Raw genomic sequence first — 20,072 nt, 5'->3', positions numbered from 1 at the left:
AGCTCGTATTTTCGCAGCTTTTGCTCTGATTTTTCCATGTTTTCGTCAGCGAATGTTTTGTATAATAGAAAAGAAAGCGATTTCTAATGCAGCTTATGTTCAGCAAGAAAACCAGTGGACTTGTCGAAGCTGTTGGAAATCTGATAGTAAATAGATGGAGGAAGAAAAGAAATGAAAATCGTTCTAGGCGGAGATTCAACCGTGGCGGATTATCCCCTTGATCAACAGCCAATGATGGGCTGGGGACAAGCTTTACCAAGCTATCTGTCCCCAGAAGTAGACGTACACAATTTTGCGAAAAACGGCAGTACGACTCGTTCCTTTATCGAAGAAGGGTTGTTTGAGCAACTCCTGCAAGAAGTCGAACCGAATACAGTCGTCCTACTGCAATTTGGACATAATGACCAAAAAGAGAAAAATCATGTCACGATGGAGGCGTACATTGCTCATTTGACAGACATGATCCGTCAAATCAAAGAAAAAACAGGAATCCCGATCCTGTGTACACCTGTTGAACGGCGTGTAGGAGAAGAGGGACGACTGGCGCATACGTTGTCAGCGTTTTTATCGGTCTTAAGAGAACTTAGTCGAACGGAAGAAGTGGATTTGTTTGATTTAAATCGCTATACCTATCATTATTATGACACACTAGGACTAGAAGCTTCCAAAGCACTCTTTGTTTGGTTAGCACCGGATGAACACCCCAATTATCCTGCAGGTCTCGCAGATGATACCCACTTTTCAAAGGTCGGGGCGCATATGATCGCTCGCTATGTAGCGATTCGTTTACAGGCGTTTTTCCATGAGCAACCACTGTTTCCTGATATTTATTACGGCGCCTGCATGTATCCAGAAGTCTGGTCGGAAGAAATCATGCAAAGTGATAGTCAAACGATGAAAACGTTGGGCATGAATTTTGCTAGAATTGGGGAATTCATGTGGCGCGACTTGGAGCCTCAACCTGGAGAATATGATTTTTCGTTGTTGGAACGTGCGCTAGAACAGTACCAAGCAAATGGCATCGATGTTTGCTTATGTATTCCAACTCCGACCCCACCCCGCTGGTTTACAAAACAGTACCCAGAAGCATTGGTCACTAACCAAGATGGAACGAAGATGCATCACGGCTCAAGACAGCATGTCTGTACCAACAACGAGGACTTTCGCCGTTATGCCTATCGTTTGACGAGAAAAATCGCTGAGATTGCCGAAAAACATGAAAATGTCGTTATGTTGCAATTGGACAATGAGTTTAAATGTCATGTCGATCTATGTTACTGTACGACGTGCCAAACGCGTTGGCATACGTATTTAAAAGACAGCTATCAATCCGTGACTAACCTCAATGAGTGTTGGGGAACGAAGGTGTGGAGTGAGTGGTATGACGCATTTGAGGATGTCGTCTTGCCGCTAACGACCCCATTTTTGCATAATTCTTCCTTGATGAATGCCTTTCGCCGTTTTACCACCGATACGTTGAATGAGTTTGCGCATGATCTTTGTCATTTTATCCGAATGGAGACCGCGTTACCCATTACCCATAACTCCGCTTTTGGGTTTAACTTGCAAAATGATGAGCTATTTGCTGATTTAGATATTGCTGGTTTTGATACGTATGCACCGGCAGACAACTATCCAGCGTATACCATGAACTTGGATCGTTGGCGGAATGTCAAACCGCGCAACAAGGAAATGTTATTGTTAGAAACTTGTACCGCCAATGCCGGTCATATTGAAAACTATGCGACTCCTCGTCCTCATGGGTTTGTCACAAGTGAAGCGTTCATTGGCTATGCTGGTCATTTGAAATCCTTCTGCTTTTGGCATTTTCGTGGACATCGCTATGGTGTGGAGCAACCCCATAGTGCCGTGTTAACTGCTTGGGGAGAGCCAGATCGTGGGTATGAAGAGGTAGTTCGGATTGGCGAACTAAGACAACAGATCGCACCACTTTTAGCGGAAACGAAGTATGTATCGGCAAAAATAGCCATTATCTACTCGGATTACTCGAAACGCTTTTACACGATCGATCATGGGGGTGTTTATGATTATCGCAGCCTGTTTACCGAATTTTACGGCAGTCTGATTCGCCAAGGGATTCGTGTAGAAATCATTCAAGAAAATAGTCCGTTAGAAGAGTATGATGTTGTTCTTGCCCCATTTGTTCGTTGGATCAGTCCGACCTTGCTGAAAAAATTTGCCGCCTTTACTGAAGCAGGAGGCAAGCTGATTTTAGGCCCGATGACGGGGGATCGGACCAAAGAGCTGGCGTGGCCAGCGACAAATGGCTTAGATCGTTTAGGAGAATGGCTCGGGTTTGACCAAATCCAGCAATTTACGGTGAAAGGACTGACTTATCAGCTAACCTATGACGGCCTAAAAGAACCTTTGGATCATTTGGTCACAGTTTTTCATTGCCCAGAAGATTGGGAAACGATCGGACGAGGGAATGACCAAACGCTACTAGCTAAGAAACAACTGGCTCAAGGAGAGATCATCTATTTAGGTGCGCTACCTAGCAATTTAACAGACAGTTTGATATGGCAGTCGTTTTGTCACAAAGAACTTTTCCCTTATGAATCAGAGCGCCTGTTGATCAAATGTTCGGAAGGTGTGATGAAGTATCGCCGAGAGTCAGCGACCCATGTCCAACTCTGGATCAGTAACTTAGGGATGACGACAGCTGACTTTACCTTACATCTCCCCGGTTTCGAACGCTTATCAGGTGAAGCGCTGGCGCGGGGTAACCATAGGCTAGAACCTTATGAAAATTTGATTATTGAATGGGAAAAAACAGTAGAAAGCGAGGAGTCAGATGATTCATTTAGCCATCCGAGGGCATGACCTCTCAGGAGAATATACACCCAAGCAGCTAGCACAAGCGGTAGGAGCAAAGAAAATAAGAAACGTTCAGTTTGCCTTGAATGCGTCTTTTCCAGACCTAAGTGCTCCTGAAAAAATGAGTCCAGGTATGGGGACCTTCTTCAAGAATGAATTCCAAGAACAAGGCGTTCAAATCGCTTTGTTAAGTTGTTATAGTAACTTGATTCATCCCGAACCAGAGGAACGAGAGAAAATCTTACAGAAATTTGAGCGCTACTTATTCCATGCCCGTTATTTTGGTGCCAGCATGGTGGCTTCAGAAACAGGCTCAGTCATTGCCGCGCTGGGATATAGCGAAGAGAATTTTTCGGATGAGGTTTTTGAAAACTTGATCCATGTGATCCAGCGACTCGTTCGAGTGGGAGAAAAATATCAAATCATGGTAGGGATCGAAGCAGGACTGAATCATCCGTTGTATTCGAATCAGCGCATCGCCGAGCTGATTGAACGTGTTCCTTCTGATTATCTAGGGATCATTTACGATCCAACGAATTTGATCACCGCAAAAACGGCTGCTGATCAAGTTGCATTGGTAGAAGAAGCGTTTACTCTTTTTGGCGAGAAAATCGTCTGCTTGCACCTAAAGGATTTTCAACTCTCGAGAGAAGAAGTGATCCCTGTCCCGTTAGGTGAAGGACAAATACGGTATCCAGAAATTTTACAGCTTCTGATCAAACACAAGCCATACTGTTACGTGGTGCTAGAAGAAACAAAAGATGCTGGGATCGATCGTGCGGTGGCGTTGATTGAAGGCTTAGATTTAAAAAATTAGCTGGGTGCTTGTGTAAATGATTGTTTAAGAGAACACGGGAGTGATTTTCTTGTTTTCTTCAAAGACGCTGACATTAATGCAAACTTTTATCGAGCATAGAAAAGTTGTTTATGGTGAGATTTTATCTAAACAGCTTTTTTATTTTCATAAAAACAGAAAATATGATTCAAGGTTTGTTATTATAGAATAAAAAGAAAGCATTTTAGAGTGTTGCATTCGGATAATAGATCAAATGGAAAAGGATTTAACAATTACGAGACATGTAAAAGAGAGAAAGGAGGGACCAATGACAAACATGCAAGACGTGGCAAAACTTGCCAATGTATCCGTGACTACCGTCTCACGAGTGATCAACAATAAAAAATACGTGAATGAAGAAACAAAGCAGATTGTGCTAGAAGCAATTCAAGCACTTGATTATGTACCAAATGAATTAGCACGGTCCTTTTATTACAATTCCTCAAAGATGATCGGCTTGCTGATCTATGATTTGAAAAATGATTTTTATAATCAATTTATTACCCGAATCGAGTCGCAACTGATTGAGAAAGGCTATAGTTTGATGATTGGTACCACACAAGGAAATCCTGAAAGAGAAGCCTATTTTTTGAACTTGTTTCTCGCAAATAATATTGATGGGTTGATCTTATGTACCAACCTTTGTACGCAAGGTCCGTTGTTGCAAAAGGTTCTCAAATTACCTCTAGTGAGTGTGGGTAGAGTCCTTAGCGATGAAGTATCCTCCGTTTCTGCGGATAATACCTCAGGTGGACAGTTGGCAGCACAGATCTTAATCCAAAATCGTTGTCGCGAGATCCTCTTCATTAATGGGCCAAAGACATTACATTCCGTTCAAGAAAAATCGGCTGGTTTTTATCAAGTGATGGACCAATACCCAGAGATTCTTGTTCACGAGGTCGTACTCGATTTTGTAAATGTCACGCAAACATCCTTTGATCAACTTTTTCATCAATGGCCTTCTATCGACGGCATTTTTGCGGCAAGCGATTTTTTGGCAGCCTGTGCTTTACGTTCCCTTCATTCACTGGATAAAAAGATTGGTGAAGCGATTCAGGTGATTGGTTATGAAAACACCAATGTTTGTCTTTGTACTAGCCCTTTGCTTTCGTCCATCGCACGACCTTTAGAGGAGATGGTGGATTGGACGACCCAGCTACTTTTTCAAGAGGTACAAGGAGACAAAACCGCACCAAGACACGTCCTCTTGAAAAATTCATTTGTCCCAAGAGAAACGACTCAATGGAAGTGATGGGAAAAGAAGCAACCGTTTGCAGCTTTCTTTTGATTGTCTTGGGATAGCCGCAATTCTATAATGAAATGGACTGGAATAAATCCAGACTGATGAAGTTGCTAAGTGATAGGTGTTGATAGCTAGTACTATTTTTTCGAAAAAACGGTTCCGTTTACAAAAGATTCTGTAAAATAGCGAACGGTTTGAAGGATAACGCCTCAAGAAGAGTGTACCTAAAATGCGATCACAAAAACAAATTAACCTAAATGTAATAAGAAGGAGTGAATAACCATGTGGAAAGCAAACTATCATACCCACACAACTCGATGCAAACATGCACGGGATTCTGATGAAGACTATGTGATCAAAGCCATCCAAGCTGGCTTTAAGGAAATCGGCTTCGCTGATCATTGTCCATGGCCCTTTGAGGATGGGTATGTCTCGCCGATGAGAATGGATGTTGCGCAATTGGAAGATTACGTTTCATCGGTGAAAAGCTTACGGGAAAAATATCAAGGACAAATCGATGTGAAATTAGGATTAGAGTGTGAATATTTTGAAACAATGATTCCTTGGCTAGTTGCAGAGAAAGAAAGGCTGTCGATCGACTATTTGATTTTTGGCAATCACTTTCCTGAAATCGAAAGCAATCACTATTACGACCATACACCCGGGGATTCGGTAAAAGCGATCAAAGATTATCTCCGTGTTTCTTTACAAGGGATCGAATCAGAAATTTTTGCTTATATGGCACACCCAGATGTGTTTATGCGGGGCTATAAAACCTTCGATTCCCATTGCGAAGAAGTTGCTTACCGTTTATGCGAAAAAGCCAAAGAGTATCAGCTGCCATTGGAGTATAATTTGGCGGGCTATACGAATGGTGGCTATCCGCATCCTGAATTTTGGAAGATCGCTAAGGAAGTCGGCTGCTCTTGTATTATTGGGATCGATGCCCACGAGAGTGCGGCTTTCACAAATACAGAAATTTACGAAAGAGCTCTTTTAGAAATCGATGCCTTAGGATTAACAAGGATCGATCGGCTCTTCTTTGCGTGAAGGAAAGAAAGTTGATTGTTTTGGAAATAAACATGGACGCCAGTGGGGATCACTAGCGTCCATGTTTATTAGAATTGCCATTCTTGAATTTTTTTCAAGAGTACCGCTTTGTCGGCAGCTTCCGCAAAGGAATGCTGAGCGGCAGTTTCGTTTATGAAGCGCATCTCTGATTCGGACATGTCGCAATGATGAGCCATTTGCAGGTATTCATTGGTCAATGTCGTATTTGAGACCGTTCGGTTATCTGTGTTCAAACAAAAAGGGACATTGGCTTCCAGCCATTCTCTTAATGGGTATGCCGAGTATGTGGGAATCGCACGAGTATGAACATTGCTGGTAGGACAGCCTTCGATACAGCGCTTTTGTTCTCGAACAAACGCTTGAGCAGTGTGATCTCCTTTTAAGGCGATGCCGTGGCCAATCCGCTGCGCACCGCTTTCGATGGCTTGATAAATGTTTTGCACACAGCCGCATTCGCCTGCATGTAAGGTCAGCTGGACACTTTGGTTCTTGAGGAACACTTGATAGCTGGCAGCTAAATCAGGGACGTACCCGTCTTCTTCTGGACCTGCTAGATCAATACCGACTACTTTTTCATCGGTAAGAGCGATCGCTTCATCAAAAATCGCCGTAATAGCTGGTAGGTCTTCTTGACGCATCCCAATGACCAAAACATTGCCTTTGATTGGGTAGCGTTTTTCTGCTCGTGCGATGCCTTCGATCACGGCTTGGATGGTCTGGCTGCAAGTGAGTCCTTTGTCCATCGATAAGCTGGGGGCAAAGCGGATCTCAATATAAGCGACCCCATCTTGAGCGGCTTGTTCCATCACGTCATAGGCAGCAGCTGCTAACGCTTCTTGTGTTTGCAAATACGGCCGAACGAAATCAAAGCAGCTAAGATAATCCCTCAGGTCATGACAATCTTTGGGGGCTTGCATCTGTGCTTTCACAGCTTCGATGTCTTGCTCGATCGGTAGTTCTTGCTGATTGGCGATGGCGATCAATGTTTCTGGACGAATGGAACCGTCGAGATGGCAGTGAAGTTCTACTTTGGGAAATGCTTGGATTTGTTGTTGAGTAAGCACAGTGTTCCTCCTGTCTAGGTCGAATTTTTTTAAGTATGAATATAGCATACTTCCAAAGCCCATGCTACCCAAAAAAGGAAATTCTCATAGAAAGCAAAACAGCAACCGCGAATTACTTGTGCGGCTGCTGGTTTTATTGTGGGAGAGTGGCTCAAATCAATTCCGATAGATCGGTAAAAGGCAATGACAGATCGTGAGCGGCTTCTTTTGAAGTAAATGCGCCCTCATAGGCGATGACCCCTTTGGCAAGGGCCTCGTTTTCTCGCAACGCTGCTAAAGGGTTTTTCGCTAGCTGCTGGGCATACGGTAATGTGGCAATGCTCAATGCGATGGTTGCCGTTTGCGGCACAGCTCCCGGCATATTCGCCACTGCATAGTGAATAACTTCTTCCCGGATATAGGTTGGCTCGTCGTGGGTGGTGACTTTGTCTTCAGTCTCGAAAATTCCGCCTTGGTCAATGGCAATATCGACGATCACGGATTTTTCAGGCATCTGTTTCACCATGTCGCGGGTCACTAAGCACGGGGCTTTTTGTCCTGGCAATAAAACTGCTCCTACCACCAAGTCTGCGGATTGGATCGTTCGCTCGATATTCAAACGATTGGAATACAAAGTTTGGACTTGACCAGAAAATTGTCGATCCAGCTCTTGTAAGCGTGGGATTGAAACGTCTAAAATTGTCACTTGTGCGCCTAGACCTACGGCGACTCTCGCGGCATTCTCGCCGGCAACGCCACCACCAATGATCGTTACCCGACCTTGACGGACGCCGGGAACACCCGAGAGCAGGATCCCTTTTCCGCCATAAATTTTTTCGAGAAATTGCGCGCCAATTTGAACAGACATTCTTCCAGCGATCTCACTCATGGGAGACAGTAAAGGCAGGGTGCCGTTCGCCAGCTGGACGTTCTCATAAGCAACAGCGATCACTTTGCTGTCGATCAACGCTTGAGCAAGCTGTTGATTGGCGGCTACATGGAAATAGGTGAATAAAACCAGTCCCTCATGCAAAAAGGGGTATTCTTCTGGTAAAGGTTCTTTGACTTTCATAACCAATTCAGAGGCCCAAACCTCTTCAACGGTAGCAATCGTAGCGCCGACTTCCTGATACGCTTGATCAGAAAAGGTTGATCCTGCACCAGCGCCTTGTTCAACGAAGACTTCGTGTCCGTCTTGGACTAACTCATAGACTCCGGAGGGCGGCAATGCCACACGATTTTCATTGTTCTTAATTTCTTTGGGGATACCGATTTTCATAGATTTCACACCTTTCTTTCTTCCATTATAATAGAAAGCGGATTCCCAAAGGGAGAAAAAAGGGTTTTTTTATTAAAAAAGTAAGATCCAGTTGCTGCTTTCGGGACGACAAAGAAAAAAGCCCCCAATGGGACTTTTTTCGAACAATCAGCTGAAGGTCCAAAAGCGCAAGCTTTGATCAGCGATTTCATCTAGTGTGTAGTAAGTAGCGTAGTGGGATTTTTCCGGATCATCATTTGGATCTAAGACAAACACTTGATCGCCCATCATTCCACCTAAGACCATGATATGGCCGCCATCTGTAAATTCCCCTGGGGTCATAGAAACGATGACGGGATGATTTTGTTGCAAGTAGGCTTCAACGCTAGCTAGGTCAGTACTAAGATCATAATAGTTGTAGCCGTTTGCATCGGCAAAGTCAGAAAAAATCCGCCAGTCCGTTCCTTGGCCGTCAACGTAATAATGATCTCCTGCCCAATCAAGGACTTCCGGTGGCGTAATGTGATAGCCTTCAAGATAGGATTGAACCATCGCAAGAGAAGCGATCGCACAGCCGTTTTCTGCTAAGGTTTGGCTGCCGTCATTGCCATAGGATCTATCGGCCCATTCTTCGTTCGTCTGCAGGAAAATCGGTGTTGTGATGTCCATTTCCCCTAAGTAAGCATTGATATCTTCACTAAAAATAGCTTGAGAGTAAATATATTCGTCGTCATAACTCTCATCATAGGCAACGACGGTGTGCACGTGTTCGGACAACTCTCCGTACAACACGTGATGAGAGATTCGATTGAACCCTATCCAAATCAACACCAATCCTGCTAAAACAATCATTGGCCGACGCTTTCGATAAACATCTGTCTGTTTTTGCATTTTTCCCTCCTTGTTTTACGAATCGTACGTATTCATCCTGTTCTTTTAAGTAAAACAAAGGAGGGGGAGCTTGTCATCGGCCTACAGACCGATTCCACGATCAACTTTCAAATGCCTCTAGTTCTAAGCTAGTATTTTCCCATGCTTCTAATAGGGCTTCTTGTTCAGTGCGGGCTTGTTCTAACGCTTGATTCAACGCGGTCAATTTTACATGATCATTCAACGCTTCTGGTGCGGTCATGTCTTGTTCCAGTTGCTGGATCGTTTCTTCTATCTTGGCAAGCTCTTCTTCGATTTGGGCGACTTTTCGCTGTAAGGTTCTAACGGCTTTTTGCTGTTCTTTGCTTTGGACAAAGTTTTGTTTGCCTGCTGAAATGGTGGTTTCGGTTGTTTTTGCTTCCAACATTGCTGCGATCTCAGCTTCTTCTTGTTTCTTTTCTAAATAATAATCGTAATCGCCTAGATAGAGCTTGCTGCCGTTTTCAGACAGTTCCACGACCTTGGTGGCGATTCGATTGATAAAGTAGCGGTCATGAGATACGAAGAACAACGTGCCTTCATAATCGATCAGGGCATTTTCTAAGACTTCTTTGCTGTCGATGTCTAAATGGTTGGTTGGCTCATCCAAAATCAAGAAATTGTCATGGTCCATGGCTAATTTTGCCAAAGCGACACGGGCTTTTTCGCCACCGCTTAACAGCGTGATCGGCTTTTCAACATCTTCTCCCGAAAATAAGAAGCTGCCTAATATATTGCGAATCTCGACTTCAGGTGTGGTACTGTGGTCATCCCAAAGCTCATGGAGGATCGTTTTTGTTGAGTGCAGATCGGATTGAGTTTGGTCATAGTACCCGATTGAAACATTGGCGCCAAAATGCACCTTTCCTTGAATAAAGGGGATTTTATGAATCAGCGATTTCAGTAAGGTTGACTTGCCGATCCCATTCGGCCCCACTAAAGCGATCGCATCTTTGCGACGAACATCTAAGTCGATGGGCGCCGATAAAACTTCTTCTTCAGAATAACCGATAGCGGCATTTTCTACTTGCATCACAACATTTCCTGAAGGTTTTTCAATGGAAAAAAGGAAGTGGGCGGATTTTTCATCTCCTTGCGGGCGATCCAACCGGTCCATTTTCTCTAATTGCTTACGGCGACTTTGCGCGCGTTTGGTGGTAGAGGCACGGACAAGGTTGCGGGCAACAATGTCTTCCAGTTTATTGATTTCTTCTTGCTGCTTTTCAAAGGCTTTCCATTCGCTTTGCAGCTGTTCAGCTTTCAAGGTCAAATAGCGGCTGTAATTGCCTTTGTAGTGGCGCATTTTTTGCCGACTCAGTTCGTAGACTTCGTTGACAACTTTGTCTAAGAAGTAACGGTCATGGGAAACGATCAGCAACGCACCGGCATATCCTTGTAGATAGTTTTCCAACCAAGATAACGTTTCGATGTCTAAATGGTTGGTCGGCTCATCGAGGATCAAGATATCAGGTTTTTGCAGCAGCATTTTTGCTAATGCCAAGCGGGTTTTTTGACCACCGGAAAGGGTATCGATCGGCTGTGTGTAAAAAGAAGGATCAAACTGAAAACCGTGCAAGACGGAGCGAATTTCATTTTCATAGCCATAGCCGTTTTTTTCTGCAAATTCATGTTGCAATTGATCGTATTCTTTCAGAAGATTGCCAGAGTCAGCAGCAGGATCTGCTTCGGAGATGGCGATCTCTAAGGTACGCATGCGCTGCTCCATCTGTCGAACCGTTGCAAAAGCTCCTAGCATTTCTTCCCAAACGGTGGCCTGACTAGCAAGTCCGGTATCTTGAGCTAAGTAGCCCATCGTAGCGGTCTTGTTTTTAGCGATCGTTCCTTTATCAGGACTTTCGAGTCCAGCAATAATTTTCAGCAGCGTTGATTTACCAGCACCGTTGCGCCCAACAAGCGCGATTCGGGAATTGCTGGCAATCTCTAATTGGATATTTTCAAATAAAACCTCGGCTCCGAAAAGACGGGCGATTTGGTTGGCTTGTAATAAAATCATGTGTATGTCATTCCTATCTTTAAGAAACTTGTCTGTATCAAGGTTACAATACTACAAGTCTATCATATTTTAGGGGAAACGGCGATTGGGAAAAAGTTTGATTTTACCATTATAAAATTTATATTTCAAATTATGAGCATTCAAATTGATTTTTGAACAATGTATTTGTTATGATAGCTTCATCACAAGTGAATTTTTCACAATGGGGGAGTATTCTTTGAAAGATCATCAAATTCCAAAGGCAACAGCGAAGCGATTGCCTTTATATTATCGTTACTTGCGTATTTTGCACCAAGCTGGCAAATTAAAAGTTTCTTCGACCGAACTAAGTGAAGCTGTTCAAGTTGATAGTGCGACGATCCGCCGCGACTTTTCCTACTTTGGTGAATTAGGAAAACGCGGCTATGGCTATGACGTTGAAAGCTTGATGCAGTTCTTTGCGAAGACATTGAACGAAGACCACATGACGAATGTAGCTTTAGTCGGTGTCGGAAACTTGGGGAGCGCCTTGTTGAAATACAAATTTCACCAAAGCAACAGCATTCGGATCAGTGCTGCATTTGATGTCAACGAAGATCTAGTTGGTCGAATCGTAGATGGTGTGCCGGTCTATCCAATGGATGACATGAAGGAACAAGTGAAGATCCAGCAGATCGATGTGGCTATTTTGACGGTTCCCGCACAACATTCACAAGATTTAGTGAATGAGCTTGTGAAAGCTGGCATTAAAGGAATCTTGAACTTTACACCTGCACGGATCACTGCACCAAAAGGCGTGCTGATTCAAAACGTTGACTTAACCAATGAATTGCAAACATTGATTTATTTCTTGCATTCAGGCAACGTCTTGTCACATGAAGAACCAGTAGAAGAACCATCACTAAGCGAATAATCGCATCACATAAATAGGAACCAACAAAACAGCTGCCAGATCGTAGTATATACAACGATCTGACAGCTGTTTTTTGCTTTTCGCCATTGATCTTACTCGTCTAACTGGTCAAAAAGTGATTCGTAGGAATCTTGCTCTTCAACGCTTGTGAGCGCTTCTTGATACCGCAAGATTTGTTGAGTCAAACGTGTGAAATCGATGATGCGGGCTTCACGATGCACTTCTTTCCCATTCGCGAACAAGAGGATGACGGGAACCGTCAAGACCGAAAATAAACTGGCTGCTTCTGGCTCTGTCAGCGTGTTGATGGTAAATAGTGGGAGTTGTTGGGTTTGTGCCAGTGTTTGGATGCGTGGTTTGTCCGCAACACAAATACTGCAATTTGGTTGAGAGAGATAGAGTAGTGCCAACGGATGTTGGGCGAGCCTCTCTTGGATCGGTTGATTTTTTTGCATAAGTCATTCCTCCATGGAAAATGTACGCTGTTCTTGAGGAAAAGTCAAAATATCTGCTAGTTGCTGATCATTTAGGTGAACAAGAAGGATTTAAAGATAAGGAAAATCTAAAGCAACGATTAAAAAAACAAACTGCTTTAAAAAAAACGTTGTATAAAAAAAGGAAAAAACGTATAGTAATTCCAGCGTTTCGAATTTATTGATAAAGAAGGTTAAAGTTATGTTTCAGGCATTACCGAATTCTGTCCTGCAAATGAGTGTTATTTTTTTATCTATCGTCATTGAAGCCTTGCCCTTTGTCCTATTGGGCTGCTTGATATCAGGTGCTTTACAAGTCTTCTTGACGCCAGAAAGAGTCACGAGACTCTTACCAAAAAACAAATTGGCATCGATCACTGTTGGTTGTGGCCTGGGGGTATTTTTTCCTTCCTGCGAGTGTGGGATCGTACCGATCGTTAATCAGTTTGTAAAAAAAGAAGTGCCAGTGTATACGGCGTTTGCCTTTATGCTGACTGCACCGATCATCAATCCTATCGTGATTTTTTCGACATTCATTGCCTTTGGAAATTCCGCGAAGTTCGCCTTTTTGCGTGTACTGGGCAGCTTATTGGTCGCAATGGTCGTGGGGATCTGGCTGGCGTATTTTAACAAACAAGAGGTCTTAAAAACACGGCTTGCCAATCAATTAAGTGGCGGGAATGAGCAAGTAGCTCACCCACACCATCATGGGCATGATCACGCCCACCATCAAACAGAAAAGACCAGTCATCCGCTTCTTCGGCAGATTCGTCATTTGCTGCAGCATAGTTTGGATGAGTTTTTCGATACTGGGCGTTATTTGATCATTGGTGCGTTGATCGCCTCAGCGATGCAGACCTATCTGCCAACTGGCTTGATGCTGACATTAGGCTCCACGAAGCTGTTAGCGGTTTTCGTCATGCTGCTGTTGGCACTGACATTATCCCTATGTTCCGAAGCAGATGCCTTTATCGGCTCTTCGTTGTTGAGTTTATTCGGCACTGGACCAGTCGTCGGTTTCCTGGTTTTTGGTCCAATGGTAGATATTAAAAACCTGTTGATGATGAAGCGGTACTTTTCGGGGCGTTTTATCGCTTCTCTGGTTGGTTTAGTCGCAATCGTCGTTTCAATTTATGCATGGGTGGTGTAAAGGATGATTCGTTTTTTGATCTTATCAGGCTATTTTGAATTAATGATGTATTTGCAAGTGACGGGCAAACTCAATCAATTTATCAACATTCATTATCGCTATCTCGCTATTTTATCTATGATCATTTCTTTATTGTTGGCTTTGGTCCAGCTGTACTTTTGGGTCAAACAAGAGCCCGATCATCATCATGACGACGAGCACCAGCATGGATTAGAGAAAAAATACCAACGAGTGATTGCGTATTTTCTATTAGCCTTACCGATCATCGTGGGTCTCTTTTTTCCCACCGTTAGCTTGGATACGACGATCGTTGAAGCAAAAGGGTTTAATTTCCCCCTAAGTGAAGAATCTGTGGGGGATCCAGAAATGACGACCCAATATCTGAAACCCGATACAAGTCTTTATTTTAACAAAGAAGATTATGACACTCAGATGGATGCCGCATTGGCACGTTACGCCAAAGATGAGACGATTGCGGTAACGGAAGAAAATTACTTGGAAGTCATGGAGTTGATCTATACGTATCCGAGTGAATTCATTGGTAAGAAAATCACCTATGATGGATTTGTGTACCATGCAGATCAAGATGATGCCAACGAAATCTTTTTGTTTCGTTTTGGGATTATCCATTGTGTGGCTGATTCAGGCGTTTTCGGCTTGCGAGTGGAATTACCGCAGCAAGCGACTGCAGAAAATAACCAGTGGCTTCACGTGGAAGGGACGATTCAATCGAAGTACTATCAACCCTTCAAACGAGACTTGCCGATGGTGGTGGCAGACCAAGAGAAGACGATTGAAGCACCAGAAAACCAGTATGTCTATCGCGCGTTCTAGCTTTTTTTAAGAAAGTTCATAAAAACATCATAAACCTTTGTTATAATGGAGAAAATCTAAGCATATGTTTGTAGTTTTATCAAACGTTTAGTACAATATAGTAGGAACATATGCTAAAATCTATACAAAAGAGAGGTGTCGTGAAATGGGTTTTACAGATGAAACAGTTCGCTTTGATTTTGATGATAGCCGTAAAAAAGAAGTCAGCGAAACATTAGCTATCGTCTACCGAGCATTAGAGGAAAAAGGATACAATCCGATCAATCAAATCGTCGGTTATCTCCTTTCTGGCGACCCGGCTTACATTCCTCGTTATCGGGATGCCCGGAATTTGATTCGTCGTCACGAACGGGATGAGATCATGGAAGTTCTGATCCGTTATTATTTAGGCAATCACGGGATCAACCTATAATGAGAATCATGGGATTGGATGTTGGTTCGCGGACAGTCGGCGTGGCGGTCAGTGACCCAATGGGCTGGACAGCACAAGGGATCGAGATCATTCGCATCAATGAAGATGAAGGCAATTTCGGTTATGATCGACTTGCTGAATTGGTGAAAGAATATGAAGTCTCACGTTTTGTGGTAGGACTACCTAAAAATATGAATAATACGATCGGACCTAGAGCGGAAGCTTCTATGGCTTACGGCGCAGCGATCGAACAGCAATTCGGTTTGCCTGTCGTTTACCAAGACGAACGTCTGACGACCGTTCAAGCAGAACGAATGCTGGTAGAACAGGCGAATACATCGCGTGCCAAACGAAAAAAAGTGATTGATAAATTAGCAGCAGTCATGATTTTGCAGAATTATTTAGATGGTGCTGGGAAACAGCTGTTTTAATTTACAGAAAAGAGGAAAATAAATGTCAGAACATACACACGATCATAACCACGATCACGATCATGAAGGACATGAACACATTACTTTGATCGATGACCAAGGAAATGAAACCTTATACGAAATTCTATTAACGGTTGACGGTACGGAAGAATTCGGCCGCAACTACGTCTTGCTTTATCCAGCAGGCGTACCGGAAGAAGAAGACGTTGAATTACAAGCGTACGCTTATATTGAAAACGAAGACGGTTCTGAAGGTGAATTAGAACAGATCGAAACAGAAGCAGAATGGGATATGATTGAAGAAGTCTTCAACACATTCATGGCGGAAGAAGAAGAATAACAAGCTGCAAGTGCTGATCCTTTCCATAAGGGATCAGCACTTTTTTTGATTTTTAACGACTGTTTATTATAGAAGCAAGCCTGCTTTTTTGAAAGGAATGAGTAAAATGAATCACGTAACGATTTTTGAGCTTGAAAAGATCGCAGAAGAGCAGCTAGTTTTTGCGGTGATCATCAGCAAGTACCAAGAAAAGTTCGTCTATGTCAAACACAAAGAACGAGACACCTTGGAGATCCCTGGAGGCAAGCGAGAACTAGGAGAAAGCATCACAGAGTGTGCTGCCCGTGAATTAAAAGAAGAAACAGGCGCCAAGCACTTTACCCTAGAACCGTTATTTATCTATGGTGTAGAAAAAAACGGGGAGACCGATTACGGCTTGGTGTTTGAAGCCCAGATCACGGACTTGCAGGATGAATTGACCTCAGAGATCGAAGCAATCTATGTAATGGCAGAGCCGCCTGCCAACTGGACATATCCAACGATTCAGCCGTTGTTGTTGGCAGAATATTTCTCACGAACATAAAAATAATTCAGCCAGCTCAAATGGAGGGCTGTCTTGAGTTGAAAAGTAAAAGCAGCGTGTTGAGTAGGAATGAGCGAATGAGTTGCGTGATCCTGCAATCAGGGGTAGGATGAAAATGTAAACGTTATCTTATTGGAGAGTAGGGAAAGGCATGGAAAAAATTTATCAAGCAAGTACCGCAGAAGGAGCAATCGATTTTATCAATATGCGCGATTTGGAGATCGCGGCAGAGGAAGTGATTCCTAAAGGTGGGTATGGCTATATCAGCAGTGGTGCGGGGGATATTTTTACCTATCAAGAAAATGAACGCGCCTTCAATCACAAATTGATCATTCCTCATGTCTTAAAGGACATTGAATTACCGGACACAACGTTGTCCTTTGGCGGCGATACGTTGTCAGCGCCAATCATTATGGCGCCTGTTGCCGCCCACGGCTTAGCAAATGTTGCGGCAGAACAAGCGTCAGTCAAAGGTGTTTCACGTTTTGGCACGATCTATACGGCGAGTTCGTATGCCTCTTGTACGTTGGAAGAAATCCGAGCAGCTGGTGGCCAAGAAGCGCCGCAGTGGTTCCAATTCTATATGAGCAAAGACGATGGCATCAATAAAGACATCTTGGCGATGGCAAAACGCAATGGCGCCAAAGCGATCGTTTTGACCGCAGATGCAACCGTGGGGGGCAATCGAGAAACGGATCGCCGCAATGGCTTCACCTTTCCGTTGGCAATGCCGATCGTTCAGGCTTATCAATCAGGGATCGGACAAACGATGGATGCCGTTTACGGCTCCTCAAAACAAAAATTAAGTCCTCAGGATGTCGCTTTTATCGCCAAAGAATCTGATTTGCCGGTTTATGTCAAAGGGGTGCAATCAGAAGAAGATGTGGAACGAGCATTAGGGGCAGGTGCACAAGGGATTTGGGTCTCAAATCACGGGGGACGCCAATTGGATGGTGGTCCAGCTTCCTTTGATTCCTTGCAGATCGTGGCTGAAGCAGTGGCAGGTCGGGCGCCGATCGTCTTCGATAGCGGGGTACGGCGAGGACAGCATGTCTTTAAAGCGATCGCTTGCGGAGCTGATCTAGTGGCGATCGGCCGCCCAGTGATCTATGGGTTGGCTCTAGGTGGTGCCACTGGTGTTCAACAAGTCTTTGATTTCTTCAAAAAAGAATTGGAGATGGTCATGCAGCTTGCGGGGACGCAAACGGTGGCAGACATCAAAAAAGCCGTTTTACGGGACAATCGCTATTTATAGGCAATCCCTCAAAAAGGCGCTAGGATCGCTGATTCTGGTGCTTTTTTTTATGGCTTTTTCTGATCATGCCGAGGAGCAGGAACAACTGCTTTCGCTGAAAAAGTGTATATGATTTTGAAACAATTGCAAAATCAGCTACACTTAAAAGAGACCAATAAACTAAAGGAGAGAGATTGATGATTCCAAAAATTATTCATTATTGCTGGTTTGGCGGCAATCCATTAGGTGAACAAGAAAAGAAATACATGGATACCTGGAAGAAATATTGTCCGGATTATGAGATCAAACGTTGGGATGAATCAACGATCGACCTTTCAAAATTCGGTCCTTATCTAAAAGAGGCCTATGACCAAGAAGAATGGGCCTTTGTGTCAGATGTGGTTCGTCTGTATGCATTAGTGACAGAAGGCGGTATTTATATGGATACCGATATCGAGGTGGTCAAACCTTTAGATGAGCTCTTGACACTGGAGGCATTTATGGGCTTTGAGATCGAAACCAAGATTTCTACTGGGATCATTGGAGCGGTGCCGCATCATCCCTTTATGGAAGAATGGTACCACGATTACGATGACCGAAAATTTGTCCGGGCAGAAAAAACGGAAGATGTCGTCACCAATGTGATCCGAGTGACGGAACTGTTGCAAAACCACGGATTAGAATTGAATAATCAACAACAAACCGTTAAGGGTGTAGAAATCTTCCCGCAAATGACGTTTTCACCAAAAAGCTATATCACTGGTGAGGTCGAGGAAGATCCGAGTACGATGGTAATCCATCAGTTTTCTGGCTCTTGGTTATAAAAGAGTAAGTCTATGAAAGGACGGACAGTGGGGAAAGCTGTCCGTCCTTTTTGCTTTTGCAAGGGATGATGGAGATGTGATAGAATAGCTTGAAAAAATGAGGAGGCGTTTTGATGGCTATCAAACGATGTACTTTGGCAGATTTAGAAGAATTGGGAGAAATCAGCGTATCCACCTATTACGATACATTTGCTCCTTTCAATACGGAGGAAAATACCCGCATCTATCTAGAAGAAGCCTACAATCTGCCGAAACTGACCCGAGAGTTAGAAAATCCGCAATCGGCGTTTTATTTTTTGCAAGAAAATGATCAAACCGTAGGGTATATCAAACTTAACTGGGGGGAGGCGCAAACGGAAGCGATCGCCCCAGAGGGGTTGGAAATTGAACGGATCTATATCAAAAAAGAACATAAGCGGATGGGCTATGGCAAAACACTGCTGCTGTTTGCCCAAGAGACCGCCAAAGAGCTGCAGAAAAAGTCGATCTGGTTAGGCGTTTGGGAATTTAACGACAATGCTTTGGCTTTTTATCATACGATGGGCTTTGAAAGAGTTGGCAGTCATTCCTTTTTTATGGGGGATGATGAGCAGACGGATTTCTTGATGCTGAAAGAGCTTTGAGTGCCGCCTTGTATGAGGAATTAGAAATTACTTTCCATTTTTTTGGCAATCAAGTATAGTTAAAGGGATTGATGAAAAAAGAACGATTGGTGAAAACCATCGCTAAGGAGAGCAATTGTAAATGGAAAAACAGAGAAACGAAAGTATTTTGTCACGTTTTTTTAAAGGCGTGGTGATTGCCTTGGGCTTTATCTTGCCTGGTGTTTCAGGTGGCGTATTGGCAGCCATCTTAGGTATTTATGAGCGGATGCTGCGCTTTATGGCACATCTGACGAAGAATTTTAAAGAGAATTTCCTCTTTTTCCTACCAGTAGGGATCGGGGGAATCGTAGGGATCGGGCTTTTATCGAAGCCATTAGAGTGGTTGCTGCAAAATTATCAAATCATCGTTTTGTGGGGCTTTGCGGGGGCAATTATTGGGACATTACCGGCACTTGCCAAAGAATCGACTTTAAAAAGCAAACGAACAACCGGTGATTTGATTTGGTTCTTCGGCAGTATGGTCATCGGCTTCTTGTTCCTCTATTTTATGGGCGATATCTTAGGAACCATCCCTGCTAATTTCATAGGTTTTGTGATCGCCGGCGGTCTGATCGCGTTAGGTGTTTTGGTTCCCGGCTTGAGTCCTTCAAACCTTTTGCTCGTTCTGGGACTTTATGATCCGATGTTGAAAGGCTTTAAGAGCTTTGACATCATGGGTGTTTTTCTACCGATCGCCATTGGCGGCTTGGCAGTGATGCTGTTGTTTTCGAAACTGATGGAGTGGCTATTGACGCATTATCATTCAAAAGTCTATCACTTCATTTTAGGGATCGTTATTGCCTCAACGGGTTTGATCGTGATTCCTCCGGTGGCAAACTATAGCGGCTTTACTTGGGTAACGGCCGTCATCGGAATTATCTTGTTTGTCTTGGGGGCTTGGTTAGGTCTTTGGATGAGCAAGCTGGAAGAAAAATACAAGTAAATCAAAACGGCACATCGTTTGGCGATGTGCCGTTTTTGTTAGGTTATGATTCGGGCAGCTAAGAGAAAGCGTTGGTGTACAGCCAGTAGTAAAAAGATTGGAACGTTTGATAACGATGTGATACAGGTTTAAAAACTGTTCTATTTTTGTTGAAAGATTTC

Annotated in this window: 20 protein-coding genes; 15 read left to right on the top strand and 5 right to left on the bottom strand. The window is 43.6% G+C overall.

Annotation, left to right across the window (positions count from 1 at the left end):
* The first annotated feature begins 171 nt into the window (after window positions 1–171).
* The 4 genes from IGJ12_RS12975 (at window position 172) to IGJ12_RS12960 (ending at window position 5,966) form a co-directional block, all read left to right on the top strand.
* Window positions 172–2,844, top strand: coding sequence for a beta-galactosidase (locus IGJ12_RS12975; protein ID WP_430619102.1), 2,673 nt, complete (start codon window positions 172–174; stop codon window positions 2,842–2,844).
* Window positions 2,816–3,655 carry a sugar phosphate isomerase/epimerase family protein gene (locus IGJ12_RS12970; RefSeq protein ID WP_430619101.1) on the top strand — a complete coding sequence of 280 codons (840 nt, stop codon included), beginning with the start codon at window positions 2,816–2,818 and terminating at the stop codon, window positions 3,653–3,655. Before IGJ12_RS12975 ends, IGJ12_RS12970 begins: the two co-directional genes overlap by 29 nt.
* 286 nt (window positions 3,656–3,941) lie before the next feature.
* A complete protein-coding gene (locus IGJ12_RS12965; protein WP_430619100.1) occupies window positions 3,942–4,925 on the top strand; it encodes a LacI family DNA-binding transcriptional regulator in 984 nt (327 codons plus the stop codon).
* 273 nt (window positions 4,926–5,198) lie between these two features.
* A complete protein-coding gene (locus tag IGJ12_RS12960; protein ID WP_086316497.1) occupies window positions 5,199–5,966 on the top strand; it encodes a histidinol-phosphatase in 768 nt (255 codons plus the stop codon).
* A 68-nt stretch (window positions 5,967–6,034) separates the two neighbouring features.
* Here the strand turns inward: IGJ12_RS12960 and add are convergent, their stop codons facing one another.
* The 4 genes from add to IGJ12_RS12940 form a co-directional block, all read right to left on the bottom strand.
* Window positions 6,035–7,051, bottom strand: a complete 1,017-nt coding sequence (add, locus tag IGJ12_RS12955) for an adenosine deaminase (RefSeq protein ID WP_430619099.1) — start codon at window positions 7,049–7,051, stop codon at window positions 6,035–6,037.
* 151 nt (window positions 7,052–7,202) lie between these two features.
* A complete protein-coding gene (gene ald, locus IGJ12_RS12950; RefSeq protein WP_008380781.1) occupies window positions 7,203–8,309 on the bottom strand; it encodes an alanine dehydrogenase in 1,107 nt (368 codons plus the stop codon).
* A gap of 147 nt (window positions 8,310–8,456) precedes the next feature.
* Window positions 8,457–9,179, bottom strand: coding sequence for a C39 family peptidase (locus IGJ12_RS12945; RefSeq protein ID WP_086297862.1), 723 nt, complete (start codon window positions 9,177–9,179; stop codon window positions 8,457–8,459).
* A gap of 100 nt (window positions 9,180–9,279) precedes the next feature.
* Window positions 9,280–11,211 carry an ABC-F family ATP-binding cassette domain-containing protein gene (locus IGJ12_RS12940; protein WP_430619098.1) on the bottom strand — a complete coding sequence of 644 codons (1,932 nt, stop codon included), beginning with the start codon at window positions 11,209–11,211 and terminating at the stop codon, window positions 9,280–9,282.
* Between the two features lie 217 nt (window positions 11,212–11,428).
* Here IGJ12_RS12940 and IGJ12_RS12935 point away from each other — a divergent pair, with 217 nt between their 5' ends.
* A complete protein-coding gene (locus tag IGJ12_RS12935; RefSeq protein ID WP_005228549.1) occupies window positions 11,429–12,103 on the top strand; it encodes a redox-sensing transcriptional repressor Rex in 675 nt (224 codons plus the stop codon).
* 92 nt (window positions 12,104–12,195) lie between these two features.
* Here IGJ12_RS12935 and IGJ12_RS12930 read toward each other — a convergent pair whose 3' ends face one another.
* A complete protein-coding gene (locus tag IGJ12_RS12930; RefSeq protein ID WP_429946740.1) occupies window positions 12,196–12,558 on the bottom strand; it encodes a thioredoxin family protein in 363 nt (120 codons plus the stop codon).
* A 220-nt stretch (window positions 12,559–12,778) separates the two neighbouring features.
* Between IGJ12_RS12930 and IGJ12_RS12925 the strand changes: the two genes are divergently transcribed.
* From IGJ12_RS12925 to IGJ12_RS12880, 10 genes are all read left to right on the top strand, one after another.
* The gene (locus IGJ12_RS12925) at window positions 12,779–13,726 is read left to right on the top strand and encodes a permease (RefSeq protein WP_008380792.1); all 948 of its coding nucleotides are present in this window, start codon (window positions 12,779–12,781) and stop codon (window positions 13,724–13,726) included.
* A 3-nt stretch (window positions 13,727–13,729) separates the two neighbouring features.
* Window positions 13,730–14,560 (top strand): TIGR03943 family putative permease subunit, encoded by an 831-nt coding sequence (locus tag IGJ12_RS12920; protein WP_005234239.1) that lies wholly within the window; start codon window positions 13,730–13,732, stop codon window positions 14,558–14,560.
* A 145-nt stretch (window positions 14,561–14,705) separates the two neighbouring features.
* Window positions 14,706–14,972 (top strand): IreB family regulatory phosphoprotein, encoded by a 267-nt coding sequence (locus tag IGJ12_RS12915; RefSeq protein ID WP_005228556.1) that lies wholly within the window; start codon window positions 14,706–14,708, stop codon window positions 14,970–14,972.
* Window positions 14,972–15,403, top strand: a complete 432-nt coding sequence (gene ruvX, locus IGJ12_RS12910) for a Holliday junction resolvase RuvX (protein ID WP_005234242.1) — start codon at window positions 14,972–14,974, stop codon at window positions 15,401–15,403. The genes IGJ12_RS12915 and ruvX overlap by 1 nt, the downstream gene beginning before the upstream one ends.
* 22 nt (window positions 15,404–15,425) lie before the next feature.
* Window positions 15,426–15,743: a DUF1292 domain-containing protein gene (locus tag IGJ12_RS12905; RefSeq protein ID WP_005228559.1), complete on the top strand. Its 318-nt coding sequence runs from the start codon at window positions 15,426–15,428 to the stop codon at window positions 15,741–15,743.
* 106 nt (window positions 15,744–15,849) lie between these two features.
* Window positions 15,850–16,266, top strand: a complete 417-nt coding sequence (locus tag IGJ12_RS12900; protein ID WP_313150981.1) for an NUDIX hydrolase — start codon at window positions 15,850–15,852, stop codon at window positions 16,264–16,266.
* A 151-nt stretch (window positions 16,267–16,417) separates the two neighbouring features.
* Window positions 16,418–17,521, top strand: coding sequence for an alpha-hydroxy-acid oxidizing protein (locus tag IGJ12_RS12895; RefSeq protein WP_422700711.1), 1,104 nt, complete (start codon window positions 16,418–16,420; stop codon window positions 17,519–17,521).
* A gap of 176 nt (window positions 17,522–17,697) precedes the next feature.
* Window positions 17,698–18,324 (top strand): glycosyltransferase family 32 protein, encoded by a 627-nt coding sequence (locus tag IGJ12_RS12890; protein WP_005234264.1) that lies wholly within the window; start codon window positions 17,698–17,700, stop codon window positions 18,322–18,324.
* A gap of 113 nt (window positions 18,325–18,437) precedes the next feature.
* Window positions 18,438–18,947 (top strand): GNAT family N-acetyltransferase, encoded by a 510-nt coding sequence (locus IGJ12_RS12885; RefSeq protein WP_086297857.1) that lies wholly within the window; start codon window positions 18,438–18,440, stop codon window positions 18,945–18,947.
* Between the two features lie 121 nt (window positions 18,948–19,068).
* Complete coding sequence (locus IGJ12_RS12880; protein WP_429968031.1) at window positions 19,069–19,911, top strand: DUF368 domain-containing protein; 843 nt, start codon at window positions 19,069–19,071, stop codon at window positions 19,909–19,911.
* Window positions 19,912–20,072: the final 161 nt, after the last annotated feature.

This window comes from Enterococcus sp. DIV0802b, assembly GCF_050543535.1.
Classification (GTDB): domain Bacteria; phylum Bacillota; class Bacilli; order Lactobacillales; family Enterococcaceae; genus Enterococcus_D; species Enterococcus_D entomosocium.
This window is presented reverse-complemented; position numbering and strand designations above follow the sequence as displayed.